At 43.2% G+C, this 12786-nt stretch carries 12 protein-coding genes, 1 tRNA gene and 1 pseudogene; 7 read left to right on the top strand and 7 right to left on the bottom strand.

The features are described 5' to 3' along the window. Positions 1-22 precede the first annotated feature (22 nt). The 4 genes and pseudogenes from A4V03_RS03430 to A4V03_RS03445 all read left to right on the top strand — a co-directional run bounded on the left by A4V03_RS03430 (position 23) and on the right by A4V03_RS03445 (position 3595). Positions 23-568, top strand: coding sequence for a 7-carboxy-7-deazaguanine synthase QueE (locus A4V03_RS03430; RefSeq protein WP_065537979.1), 546 nt, complete (start codon positions 23-25; stop codon positions 566-568). Between the two features lie 51 nt (positions 569-619). Then, positions 620-817: pseudogene (locus tag A4V03_RS03435) on the top strand (heterodisulfide reductase-related iron-sulfur binding cluster); the annotation flags it as partial. Between the two features lie 61 nt (positions 818-878). Further along, on the top strand, positions 879-2654 hold the full coding sequence (locus A4V03_RS03440) for a DUF4303 domain-containing protein (protein ID WP_065537981.1): 1776 nt from the start codon (positions 879-881) through the stop codon (positions 2652-2654). Positions 2655-2722: 68 nt separating this feature from the next. Next, the gene (locus A4V03_RS03445) at positions 2723-3595 is read left to right on the top strand and encodes a pyridoxamine kinase (RefSeq protein ID WP_065537982.1); all 873 of its coding nucleotides are present in this window, start codon (positions 2723-2725) and stop codon (positions 3593-3595) included. Positions 3596-3668: 73 nt separating this feature from the next. Here A4V03_RS03445 and A4V03_RS03450 read toward each other — a convergent pair whose 3' ends face one another. Together A4V03_RS03450 and A4V03_RS03455 are read right to left on the bottom strand one after the other, a co-directional pair. Further along, entirely contained in the window at positions 3669-4949 is a 1281-nt protein-coding gene (locus A4V03_RS03450) for an energy transducer TonB family protein (RefSeq protein ID WP_065537983.1), read from the bottom strand. Continuing rightward, a complete protein-coding gene (locus A4V03_RS03455) occupies positions 4946-5518 on the bottom strand; it encodes an RNA polymerase sigma factor (protein ID WP_065537984.1) in 573 nt (190 codons plus the stop codon). The genes A4V03_RS03450 and A4V03_RS03455 overlap by 4 nt, the downstream gene beginning before the upstream one ends. 150 nt (positions 5519-5668) lie before the next feature. On the opposite strand from A4V03_RS03455, the gene A4V03_RS03460 reads away from it, so the two are divergent. Continuing rightward, entirely contained in the window at positions 5669-7519 is a 1851-nt protein-coding gene (locus A4V03_RS03460; RefSeq protein ID WP_065537985.1) for a vWA domain-containing protein, read from the top strand. 339 nt (positions 7520-7858) lie between these two features. On the opposite strand, the gene A4V03_RS03465 is transcribed toward A4V03_RS03460, so the two are convergent. From A4V03_RS03465 to A4V03_RS03490, 5 genes are all read right to left on the bottom strand, one after another. Then, positions 7859-7931: transfer RNA gene (locus A4V03_RS03465), tRNA-Trp, on the bottom strand. A gap of 65 nt (positions 7932-7996) precedes the next feature. Next, the gene (locus tag A4V03_RS03470) at positions 7997-8350 is read right to left on the bottom strand and encodes an arsenate reductase family protein (protein WP_065537986.1); all 354 of its coding nucleotides are present in this window, start codon (positions 8348-8350) and stop codon (positions 7997-7999) included. A 68-nt stretch (positions 8351-8418) separates the two neighbouring features. Further along, positions 8419-8997: a uracil-DNA glycosylase family protein gene (locus tag A4V03_RS03475; protein ID WP_065540266.1), complete on the bottom strand. Its 579-nt coding sequence runs from the start codon at positions 8995-8997 to the stop codon at positions 8419-8421. A 475-nt stretch (positions 8998-9472) separates the two neighbouring features. Next, positions 9473-10105, bottom strand: coding sequence for a hypothetical protein (locus A4V03_RS03480; RefSeq protein ID WP_065537987.1), 633 nt, complete (start codon positions 10103-10105; stop codon positions 9473-9475). Between the two features lie 314 nt (positions 10106-10419). Continuing rightward, complete coding sequence (locus A4V03_RS03490) at positions 10420-11067, bottom strand: AlbA family DNA-binding domain-containing protein (protein ID WP_065537989.1); 648 nt, start codon at positions 11065-11067, stop codon at positions 10420-10422. 147 nt (positions 11068-11214) lie between these two features. On the opposite strand from A4V03_RS03490, the gene A4V03_RS03495 reads away from it, so the two are divergent. Both A4V03_RS03495 and A4V03_RS03500 read left to right on the top strand, forming a co-directional pair. Then, positions 11215-11391 carry a histone H1 gene (locus A4V03_RS03495; RefSeq protein ID WP_065537990.1) on the top strand — a complete coding sequence of 59 codons (177 nt, stop codon included), beginning with the start codon at positions 11215-11217 and terminating at the stop codon, positions 11389-11391. Between the two features lie 123 nt (positions 11392-11514). Continuing rightward, entirely contained in the window at positions 11515-12777 is a 1263-nt protein-coding gene (locus A4V03_RS03500) for a putative DNA modification/repair radical SAM protein (protein ID WP_065537991.1), read from the top strand. Positions 12778-12786: the final 9 nt, after the last annotated feature.

Below are 12786 nucleotides of genomic sequence, written 5' to 3' on the forward strand. Positions count from 1 at the left end.
GCAAACCAAACAAATTTTGATGATGAGAAAGATTAATGAAATCTTTTACAGCTTGCAGGGCGAAGGCTACCATACCGGAACTCCTGCCATCTTTGTACGTTTTTCCGGCTGCAACCTGAAATGTGACTTTTGCGACACACAACACGAAGAAGGAAAAATGATGACCGACGATGAAATTATCGCCGAGGTGAAAAAATATCCTGCCGTCACCGTTGTCCTTACGGGCGGCGAACCTTCCTTGTGGATAGACGATGAATTGATCGACCGTTTGCACCAGGCAGGTAAGTATGTGACCATCGAAACCAACGGTACACGCCCCCTGCCGGCAGCTATCGACTGGGTGACCTGCTCTCCCAAACAAGGGGCGAAGCTTGCCATCGACCGGATGGATGAAGTGAAAGTGGTCTATGAAGGACAAGATATAAGCATTTTTGAACAACTTCCCGCCGAACATTTTTTCCTTCAGCCTTGTTCTTGTAATAACACTGCTTCAACAGTGGACTGTGTAATGCGACATCCCAAATGGAGACTCAGCTTGCAAACACACAAATTAATCGACATCCGTTGAGCAAAATAGACGGGTGATACGGAAGAAGCTTAAATTATTACAGAACATAATATGAAAGTAGGTTTGTTTATTCCTTGTTATATCAATGCTATTTACCCCAATGTGGGAGTGGCATCGTATTGACTATTGAAAAGCTTGGGAGTAGACGTTGATTATCCGTTGGATCAGACTTGTTGTGGACAACCGATGGCAAATGCCGGTTTTGAAGATGAATCGATGAAATTGGCACTCCGTTTTGACGATCTGTTTTTTCAGCGATTGACTTTCAGATTTTTAGATGAAGAGGATAAATTAGAAGAGGAGGAAAGAGATGAACGGTAAATACAGTCTGCCGGTGGTGAAGGCAGTAGATTTAATTTGGACTAGTTTCGACAAGGAAGAGATACACCGTGGATACGCGATGCTTATGCAGGCGGCACAGCAAGGCGATGCAGACGCATTATGCTTCATCGCACGTTGTTTCATGGGAGAGGAGTATGTATGGAGCGGAGCCGGTTTTGCCACTGACGATGCCAGTGCTTCGAAACTGATGCAGAAGAGCGCGCTTATGGGGAGCGCTACAGGTGTGCTTTGTGCCGCACGAAGCGGTAACTTTACTCCGGCGGTTCAGCGGGGAATGCCTTTCGAGTCGTTCAAGGAGGCTTTCGAGGAGATTCTCGAACAGGCTGAGCGTGGCAATGCGTTCTGTTGCTATATGATAGGAAATGTTTATTATTGGGGCGACTATCTGCTTGTTGAGCCTGAGTTTGCCAAACAATTCAAAACCGAGGACAATTACAATGCTTGGGCCTATCCGATAGCGAAAGAATGGTTCGAGCGCAGCTTTAACGGGCGTATCTGTGCCGGTTGGGGCAATTATTGCAATATCCGTAAGTCAGGGCTCTGCGATATCAGGCAGGAGGTGTTTGAAGTTTATTTTCAAGCGCTTGCTGAGATTTCTCCGGTGATTTGCGGCAACTACGGATATTACCTCGGACATGAGAAAAATAACCCGGAGGCAGCGCTCGCTTATTACATCAAGGCGGCACATCGCTACGATATACAGTCGACATTCAACGCCGGCTGTTGCTATGACGAGGGATTCGGTGTGGAAAGGGATGTCGACATGGCTTTCAATTTCTATGAGATAGCCGCTATTGGAGGTCATCCTAATGCTCAGTGGCAGGCGGGATACTACTATTTCGACGGCTGGGGCAGCGTCGAACAGGATTATGCCAAAGCTGCCGAATGGTTTGAGAAAGCCTATCAGAATCCCCAAAGTGACGATAGAAACAGGGTGCGCTCAGCCGCCTATCTTGGTATCTGCTATCAGGACGGTCTTGGTGTAATACAGGACGATGACTTGGCCTTGGAGTATCTTCAGGAGGCGGAGGAAAATATTGACATGTTGTGGAATCCAATCAATGCCATGGTGCTGAATGCGCTGGGCGTAGCCTATTATTTCGGGCGTGGCACGGAGGAAGATGAAGAATTGGGATATGAGTATTTTGAGGATGCGGCGAAGCTTGGTCTGGAAGTGGCGAAAGAGCATCTCCAACAGATAAACCAACCCGGGATGTCAGAGCATGAATCCCACAAGCCGGGTAAGGAAATAGCGCCTTTTTATCAGGGATTGGCGGAAAGAATCAGAGAGGCAGTGGAGAAAGACCTCCGTGAGGTCCTTGATCAAGTGGGCGAAGAGCAGATTTATACGGCGGCTTTGGTTTCCGACAGGGATTGTGTCACTCTGTTTCTCGCAGTGAATACCGTTGAATATTTGAATGAAAATGATGGACCCGACAGCGAGAGCAAATGGATTCCCGATGAATGGGGCTATTCGGACGGTCACCATAGTGCGTTGGTAAAGCTCAGCCGGTTGCTGTGGGAGCATCATGATGAGTTGCCGAGCGAATCTTATTTCTTTAATGCGGTAATATCGGCCATGAAACAACTCAAAGATGCGAAAGCGTTCGGAGACTGTTCGGAGGAAATCACTTGCTTCGTTTCCATTTCCGATGACGAAGAAGCCGGGCACATGGAAGATTTATCGGCTAAGCAATTGAATAGTGCGGAACTGGTAGCTGCGTTTTTGAAACGCGATAGATGAAATGGATAGATGAAATGAAAACACATAGCATAGGATAAGAGTTGTAAAACGTTTAATTATAAATATATATGTATACCAATAAAGTAAAGAAAATAGCAGCCGTTCATGACCTTTCGGGGATGGGGCGCGTGTCTCTGACTGTTGTCATTCCTATTCTTTCGTCTATGGGTTTTCAGGTTTGTCCGCTGCCTACAGCCGTCTTGTCCAATCATACGCAATATCCCGATTTCTCCTTCCTCGACCTGACGGACGAAATGCCCAAGATTATTGCCCAATGGAAGAAACAAGGGGTAGAGTTCGATGCTATCTATACTGGATACTTGGGTTCTCCGAGACAAGTTCAGATTGTTTCTGAGTTTATCAGAGACTTTCGCCGGGCGGATAGTCTGATAGTTGCCGATCCGGTGTTGGGAGACAACGGACGTTTGTACGCCAACTTTGACGGAGGGATGATAAAGGAGATGCGTCATCTGATTACCAAAGCAGATGTGATTACCCCCAATCTGACGGAACTGTTTTATTTATTGGACAAACCCTATAAAGTGGATAACACGGATGAGGAATTGAAAGAATATCTCCGTCTTTTATCCGATAAAGGTCCGCAAGTCGTTATCATTACCAGTGTTCCTGTACATGATGAGCCTCATAAAACGTCTGTCTATGCTTATAACCGTCAGGGAAACCGCTATTGGAAAGTGACTTGTCCTTATCTGCCTGCGCATTATCCCGGCACGGGCGATACTTTCACCAGTGTCATCACCGGTTCTTTGATGCAGGGAGACAGTCTGCCGATGGCATTGGACCGTGCCACACAGTTTATCCTGCAAGGTATTCGTGCCACTTTCGGATATGAATATGATAACCGCGAGGGTATCCTGCTGGAGAAAGTGCTTCATAATTTGGATATGCCGATACAGATGGCTAGTTACGAACTGATTTAAGATAGGCTTTGTGTTGTTATTACTATGCCGATAGGTTGGCACAAATGTGACTTCTTATTGGTATTTATTAAGTTCAGAATCGTACTGTTACTCTTGCCGGTAGTTTCCCACTTGTCCACTTAGGTCCTTCTTTAACAAGCCGGATGGCTTCTTTATCAGCGAATTCACATATTCCATGAATAACAGTGATATCTTGCGGCTTTCCTTCTTCATCAACAAAGAAAGAAAGGACTACCTCCCCTTTAATATCTTTACACTTTTCATCCGTCGGATGAACGAGATTCTCTTTCAGGTATTTCTGATAGCTACGTTTACCGATGACAGGTTGCGGAGTAATCTCTTTCTTTGCCTGTTCCTTAACCGTCACAACATTTCCGGCAGTGGTTGACTTCTTATTTTCCTTAGTTCCGTATCCTACTACCACCACTTCATTGAGTGCCTGTTTATTTTCGTTCATGGCAATGAGTATCGTCCGACTGGTATCTATCCGGATTTCTACCGGATCATATCCGATATACTCCGCTGTTAATCGTTTCTTATCATCCTTTTTGACTAACGAAAATTCTCCATTTATATTTGTGATGGTTCCGGTATTCGTTCCTTTATATGCCACACTGGCTCCGATAAGCGGTTCTCCTTTTTCGTCGGTCACTCTCCCTTTAATCATGTTATTTGGAGGAAGGACAGCCGCTACCTTAGCCAATTTCATTTTCTTATCAGATTCAGATTCGAAAGTATCCATCGTTGCTACTACTTCTTGCAATGCAGCAGTCTCTTCCGAGATTTCCTCCATCACTGGCACAGTTGCCGCAGGTGTACCTTGTTGTGGTTGGGAAGTCACTTGGATTTTGGCAATCGTATCTTTCTTATCCGCTTGTCTCGCAGTAATTTCGGAAACAGGCGTGGAATCTTCGGAAACAGGTGTGGAATCCGTTTTTACCTTTGCAGTAGCCAATGTGATTTCCTTTTGTGGAGTTGCCGGAACTGTTGGAGTTGCAGAAATGGCCGGAGTGGGCGGAACTGCGGGTTCAGCCAACTTGGAGGAAACACTCTCTTTGGCAATGAACACTTCGTCCGTCATACTCTTTTTCAGGAACAGGAAATAACTGCTGATACCGAATCCGATAGCCAGACAGGCAGCGATGCTCCAGATAATAGCGCGGGTGTTCTTTTTCTTTGTCGAATAAGTAGAAACCTGCATTCGCAGTTTCTTGATCCGTTGTTCGTGATTTCCCTCCACTTGGCTGTAACCATCCATCGCATCTGCCAGAAAAGGATCCTGCATCGACTCTCGTTCCAGTCGGTGTGCCTCTTTTCCTTTACGGAGTCCTTGTATGTAGTCCAATAGTTTCATAGGGCTTGTTTCTTGATACAAATTTTTAAATTTCGCTTTCCGTTCTGGATATAGCTTTTCACATTGTTCAGCGTAAATCCGGTCTGCTCGGCAATGTCTGCATAGGACATCTCTTCCAGGAAGAAACGCGTAATGCTGAGCCGTTGTTCTTCGGGCAACTTTTCTAGGCAGTGATGCAATGCCTTCAGTTGTTCCTCCGTACTTTCCTCTTCACTTAATAGATGCAGAAATTCGTCAGATTCCATAATATTGACTGTATAATCTAACGGAATTTCTTTATTTTCTTTCCGTAAAAGTTGCAGGCAATGATTCTTCGCCACCCGGTAGAGCCATGGCTTGAAAACTTTTATCTCATAATTTCCCAGTTTGGGCAATAAATCTTCAAACAACTGCATGACTGCTTCCTGTGCCCGGTCTTCATCATGCAAGTATTTCAGGCAAAGTCCGTACAGTAACGGGATATATCGGTTATATAGTTCACCGAAATATTCCGTATCACCGGACTTCGTATAGTGTATCAGTAATTCTTCGTCCGATAGTTTCGATATGTTTCTTTTGAAAAATAACATCTATTTGTTGCCAAAGATAGGGATTGAAGGGAGAAATAACAACAATGGGAAGAAAAATAAAAAAAGTTTGAGTGGTTTATGGAATCTTTATGAAATCTGCATCTCTATAGTAAAAGCGAACTAATTGTCATATTTTTAAATAAGGAAGTTATGAAAACAAATCAATTCAGAGCGGTGATGCTCGTACTGCTGATGGCAGTTGTTTCTTTAGGTACAGTGAGTGCGCAAGCAATTACCGTGACGGGTACTGTGACGGATGCAAAGGATGGAACTCCGCTTGTTGGCTGTTCGGTACAGATAAAGGGTACTACGAAGGGTACAGTAACGAATATGAATGGCCGGTACACGATACAGGCTAAGAAAGGGGAAACGTTGCTGTTTCAGTATATCGGGTATAAGCAAGAGAGAAGGGTGGTAAAATCGGCCACGCTGGATGTGAAGATGAAAGCTGACGAACTGGTATTGGAAGAATGTGTGGTGGTAGGATACGGCCATGAGACAAGAGCTGCAAAAGTAATGTCTACTGCTTACAGGGCAGTATGTCCGACTTCGGGAATCATGTATGATGCTGCAAATGCGGAAGAATACGGGCAGATTCAGGAGAACGGCTTCAAGAATGTATCGGATGCCGCACTTTCAACTTTCTCCATTGATGTGGATGCCGCTTCTTACAGTAGTATGCGCCGTTTTATCAATAAAGGCGAACTGCCGCCTGCTGACGCCGTCCGCACGGAAGAACTTGTGAATTACTTCTCATACGATTATCCGAAACCGACAGGCAGTGACCCTGTGAAGATTACCATGGAATCCGGAGAATGTCCTTGGAACTCTGCTCACCGTCTTGTTCGTATCGGGTTGAAGGCAAAAGAAATTCCTACGGATAATCTGCCTGCATCCAATTTAGTTTTTCTAATTGATGTCTCCGGTTCTATGTGGGGAGCCAATCGCTTGGAATTGGTGAAGTCATCTCTCAAATTACTGGTCAATAACTTACGTGATAAAGATAAAGTAGCTATCGTGACTTATGCAGGCAGTGCAGGCGTGAAACTGGAAGCAACTCCGGGTAGCGACAAACAGAAGATTCGTGAAGCGATAGACGAACTGACGGCAGGCGGATCTACCGCAGGTGGAGCTGGTATCTTGTTGGCATACAAAATAGCGAAGAAGAATTTTATCCCTAATGGCAATAACCGTATTATTCTCTGCTCCGACGGCGATTTTAATGTAGGCGTTTCTTCGGCGGAAGGACTGGAACAACTAATAGAGAAAGAACGGAAGAATGGAGTATTTCTTACCGTATTGGGTTATGGAATGGGAAATTATAAGGATAAAAAGATGCAGGTTTTGGCAGAAAAGGGAAATGGAAACTATGCTTATATAGATAATCTACAGGAAGCTAACCGCGTCTTGGTCGGTGAATTTGGTGCTACTCTCCATACGGTTGCGAAAGATGTAAAATTGCAGGTGGAGTTTAATCCTTCACAAGTACAGGCATACCGTTTGATTGGTTATGAAAGTCGTCTGCTGAAAAATGAAGATTTCAATAACGATGCCAAAGATGCCGGAGACATGGGGGCAGGACATACAGTGACCGCTTTCTATGAAGTAATTCCTACAGGCGTGAAGAATGACTATGTAGGCAAGGTAGATGATTTGAAATATCAGAAGAAAGAAAAAGTGAGCGTGAAACCGACAGGTTCCAATGAACTCCTGACTGTGAAACTGCGTTATAAAGCCCCGGATAAAGATGTTAGCAAGAAAATGGAACTTCCTTTCGTTGATAATAAAGGAAATAATGTATCTTCCGATTTCCACTTTGCTTCTGCAGTGGCTATGTTCGGACAGTTGCTTCGGGAGTCTGACTTCAAAGGAAATGCCAGTTACGATAAAGTGATTGATTTGGCCAAACAGGGACTGAACAACGATGGTAAAGGATATAGAAGAGAATTCATTCGTTTGGTTGAGGCTGCTAAAGGATTGGACAGAACAAATAAGAATTAGGAAATCAGATAAGAGTCTTTGGAAATGTACATTATATGGAGCAGTCTGAAAAAAACTGTGGGTAAGTTATGTTAATATGCGAAAGTGAACTTCTTTGTGGTTAGATTTAAAAAAACAACAATCCAGTGAATTCTAATCGCTCCCTCTACGTAAGATATACCATTCTTTATTTTTAGATTATGCAAACTAACAGTGTAGATTTAACATACCCACAGGGTTTTCGGACTGACCCAATATTCCTTATTGTATCCGACAAAGATAATTGATTTCGTCCGACATTTGTCCGACCCTTAAACGAGAAATAGCCATAAACTTATCGTTTACAGCTATTTGACTCAGCACGGGAGGAGAGGCTCGAACTCCCGACACCCGGTTTTGGAGACCGGTGCTCTACCAACTGAGCTACTCCCGTGTTTGCGGCTGCAAAGGTAGTAGAAACTTCTGAATCTCCAAACATTTGGGTAAATAAGTTTTGAATTATTTTAATTTTTCCCACTCATCGGGCTTGAAACCGACCAAAACGAAGCTGTCTGTCACTACCAATGGGCGTTTCACCAATTTACCATTCGTTGCTAATAATGCTATCTGTTCTTCCTCACTCATAGCAGGCAGCTTCTCGCTTAGTTTCAGCTCTTTATATACTAATCCGCTCGTGTTGAAGAATTTCTTTATAGGCAGACCGCTGCGTGGAATCCATGCTTTTAATTCTTCAACCGTAGGATTTTCTTCTACAATTAATCGGTTGGTAAACTCAATGCTATTTTCTGTTAACCATTTCTTGGCTTTCTGGCATGTGCTACATGCCGGGTACTGCAAAAATAATGTTGCCATATTCGTTTATAATTTAATTCATGCTATTTATTACCTAACACTTGATACTAAATACCTAATACTTAACCTCACCTCAATATCTGCAAATCTTGAAACATAATCCGGTAAGCAGCTGCTTTCTTATCCAACGCCAATGGATATGCTCTTGATGATGATGGCATCCGGTAAAGCCGCATGGCACGTCCTTCAAAAACGAATTCGGAGTAATCGCCTACTTTCGGCTCTTCTATTTCGAATTGCTGTCGGAGAGTGTCCGTTGCTTTTTGTCCTGTAGTGACGATGACTTTACATTCGGGAAGTTGTTGCAGCAATGTTGCTACATCGGTAGCTTCCACTACTTCGAGAAACTTATCCGATGCATTATCTTGCAACCGGCGGATGGATGAAGCGGTATCAAACAGGGCAATTCTCTTTTCGTTCAAAAAGTCTATGATTTGCTCACGGCAAAACGATTTTAGTGTTGAATTCAGAAAGTGATTCTTATCATTAAAGAATAAGATTCCATATATACGCCACATGTCATTGTTTAGGTTTGGATAATAAAAGTCCATAGACCATCTTTTTTTCTGTGGCGGGAAACTGCCTAGCATAAGCAATTTTGATTTCGCAGGAAGAAATGGTTCTAGCGGATGTGTTTCGATTTCCATGTTATCGTTCATTTTAATTTCGTACAAAAATAGTGATAATGTTTATTTCCTTCAAAATCAATGAGAAAAAATGCTAGCTCCGGAAGCAATTCGAAGTATCTTTTCTTCAGGGATCACCACCGGAGGCCTAACTGCAATTATTGCAAATATAGTAATACGTGTAAAAGAATGATGAATAAGTATTAGGTATTATAATTTAAAAAAATCCGCAAATATTCTCAACTATACTTATCCCTATGAGAATATACCTTTGTTTGAATAGGCTGAAACAGTTCATTTCCGTGCAGATATGAATAAATTATTGTGATATAGACCGCCCTGAAGCACATTATCCAGACTTTCAAACTGTCCCCCGATTTTTTTAGACTGATCCGAAAAAAGTATATAAAGATAACAATAACAAAAAAGCGGAAGTACAAAACCCCCGCTTTCTTTATCGTATTAATCTTTATGCTTTTCTAATATTGAACGCGACTTATTTTTTCGTATCCGTGTCGTCATTCTTCCGTTTCGTTTCCTTTTTAGCAAGGAGAACAATATTATACACATAATCCGTCATCCACTGTTCCGAGTACCCCAGACGCTCTTTGTATTGGCGGACAGCCGCAGCTGTCTTGTGCACGTCATCCGCTTTCCATACCATTTTGGTGCAAACATCATGTACTGTCTTCTGCGTCATGCCATACAAAGCCTTTTTAAAGATCGATGGCATACGAAACTTCCACTGCATCAGATTTCCCATCAACATCATCAGATCATTAGAAAATCCCTGATACATGAATAAATAAGATTGGATATCATTTTGAGTGCGGCAGTTACGTCTCACGGAAGCGTCGATTTCTTTGAAGAAATTCTCATTCAACCCATAATCCTGCATCAGCATTTTGCGTGCGGCAGACTTTTCTGCCAATCCCAGTTTACCGTTTTGCGTAGGCACTTTAAACAAACGTTTGAAGTTAGCTACGTCCGGCAGGAATCGGATATTGGTGATACCAAGGTTTGTGGCGATCACTGATTGGAAATACACCCGGGTCAGTGAAATGAAATCTTCTACATTGCCGACTTTCGTTTCATCGGATTTTTTCTTGAATAAACCAAATAAGCCCATTGTTATATTTACTATTTTACAATTTACTATTTACTATTTGAGTGTGTGGAAGGTATATAATATAACTACCACTTGTCAATTTCCGTGCAAAGGTACAAAAACAGTTGGTTTTCACCAACATTCCAAGTTCTTTTCGATGTTTGGCATAGACTCTTTCTTAAAACAGGACTTTGGATGCTGGCTTTCTTTTGCGCCCGGTCATCATTTAACAGGCGGATTGTATTATCCTGTAATCATGAAGCATTCATTTCCGGTGAGTGATAAAGCGGATATTATCTTCCTATCAGGTATTAAGCATGAATTTCGGTCCGTGGTCATTCATCTTTGATTCGGAAGTAGAATTTATGATTTTCGAATACGGATTCCACAATATCATAACGAACAAATTTGGCGAGGAGATGTTCGGCCGCACGGCGTGAAAGTCCGGTTTGGCGGCAGTAGCGGTTGAGTGAGAGTAAAGTGCCATGCTCCAATTGTTCGAGCAGGAGCTGTTCACGTTCGGTATAACGGATCAGTTCACCACGAGGGCTGTCACTTTGTTGCCATACGCGGAGATGTATGGGGGTTGCCAGAATATTTTCATCCTTGATACGGAGATAGGCTAGAGGTTTTCCGGTTTCGTCTTTGGCGTAAACAGGTTTGTGGGGAGTTTCTTCGATGGTCGCTACTAACACTTGTCGTCCCTCCACTATATATGTCTGCAAGGTGTATTCCACTTCCGGCACGCAATACAGTTGTGCGGCAGCTTCAATCATATATTTTTCTTCTTCGGAGCGTACTCCTGCGATTTTTCCATTGTCTTTTACACCAATAAGTAATCTTCCTCCGTCCGTATTGGCAAAAGCCGAGAGTGTTTTGGCTATTTTGCGTGCGTCGGAAATTTCGAATTTAAAATCCTGTTGCTGATGCTCTCCTTCAGCAATCAATGCATGTATATAATCGGTATCTGTAAGCAGTTTCATGGCTACAAAGGTAGGTAAAAATGATGAAAAGCCTTTTTTTTAGATATTTTTCGAAGAATATTTCAAAAAAAAATATTGATTTTATGCTTTTATTTCGGGAAACAGTGTATTTTTGCGGCACATTATTAACGAAAAAACAAAAGGATTATGAAAGAATTGGTAGAAAAGGTAGCAGCTCTGTATGCTGACTTCTCAAAAGATGCTAACGCGCAGATCGAAAACGGTAACAAAGCAGCAGGAACTCGTGCTCGTAAGACTTCTTTGGAAATCGAAAAAGCAATGAAAGAATTCCGTAAAGCATCTTTGGAAGCTTCTAAGAAATAATTTGGAAGACTACTTAAAGATATCGAGAAAGAGGATATGTTGTGAAGCAATATGTCCTCTTTCTATTTTAATGCGCAATGTCTTTAAATCGTATATTTGCGAAAAGAATCAAGATTGTGAATTATGAACGAAAACGTCCTGGCTAAACTGAAGATACTTGCGGAATCTGCCAAGTACGACGTTTCCTGTTCTTCCAGTGGTACGGTGCGCTCCAATAAGCCGGGCACGCTGGGAAACACTGTCGGAGGATGGGGGATTTGCCATAGCTTTGCCGAAGACGGGCGGTGTATATCGCTATTGAAAATCATGCTTACCAATTATTGTATCTACGACTGTGCCTACTGTATCAACCGGCGTAGCAACGATCTTCCCCGCGCTACATTTTCTGTTTCGGAATTGGTGGAACTGACCATGGAATTCTATCGCCGTAACTACATTGAAGGGTTGTTTCTTAGTTCCGGAGTGGTCCGCAATCCGGACTATACGATGGAGAGACTGGTGCGTGTAGCCAAAGATTTGCGGCAGGTGCATCGGTTTAACGGTTATATTCATCTCAAGAGTATTCCCGGTGCCAGTCGTGAATTGGTGAATGAGGCGGGGCTGTATGCCGACCGTTTGAGTGTCAACGTTGAAATTCCTAAAGAAGAAAACCTGAAACTCCTTGCACCGGAGAAAGATCATCAAAGTGTATTCGCTCCGATGAAATACATTCAGCAAGGTGTGTTGGAAAGTAAGGAAGAACGGCAGAAGTTTCGCCATGCACCCCGTTTCGCTCCTGCGGGACAAAGTACCCAAGTGATTGTGGGCGCTACCTCCGAGTCGGACAAAGATATTCTTTTCCTTTCGTCAGCTCTTTACGGACGACCGACCATGAAACGCGTCTACTATTCGGGCTACGTTTCTGTGAATACGTACGATAAACGTCTTCCGGCATTGAAGCAACCGCCTTTGGTACGTGAAAACCGGCTCTATCAGGCTGACTGGTTATTGCGTTTTTACCAATTCAAGGTGGACGAAATTGTGGATGATGCCTATCCGGATCTCGACCTCGAGATAGATCCGAAACTATCGTGGGCTTTGCGCCATCCCGAGCAGTTTCCTGTCGACATCAACAAAGCGGACTACGAAATGTTGCTCCGTGTGCCGGGAGTGGGAGTGAAGTCGGCTAAGCTGATTGTCGCCTCCCGCCGTTTTTCGCGACTGGGTTTTTATGAACTGAAGAAGATAGGAGTGGTGATGAAGAAGGCGCAATATTTCATTACCTGCAAAGAACTACCTCTTCAAATGCAGACTGTGAACGAACTTTCTCCGCAACGGGTACGTAGCTTATTGCTCCCGAAGCCGAAAAAGAAAGTGGATAAACGCCAATTACGATTTGATTTCTGATTTCTAATC

This window comes from Bacteroides caecimuris (genome assembly GCF_001688725.2).
GTDB classification, from domain to species: Bacteria; Bacteroidota; Bacteroidia; order Bacteroidales; family Bacteroidaceae; genus Bacteroides; species Bacteroides caecimuris.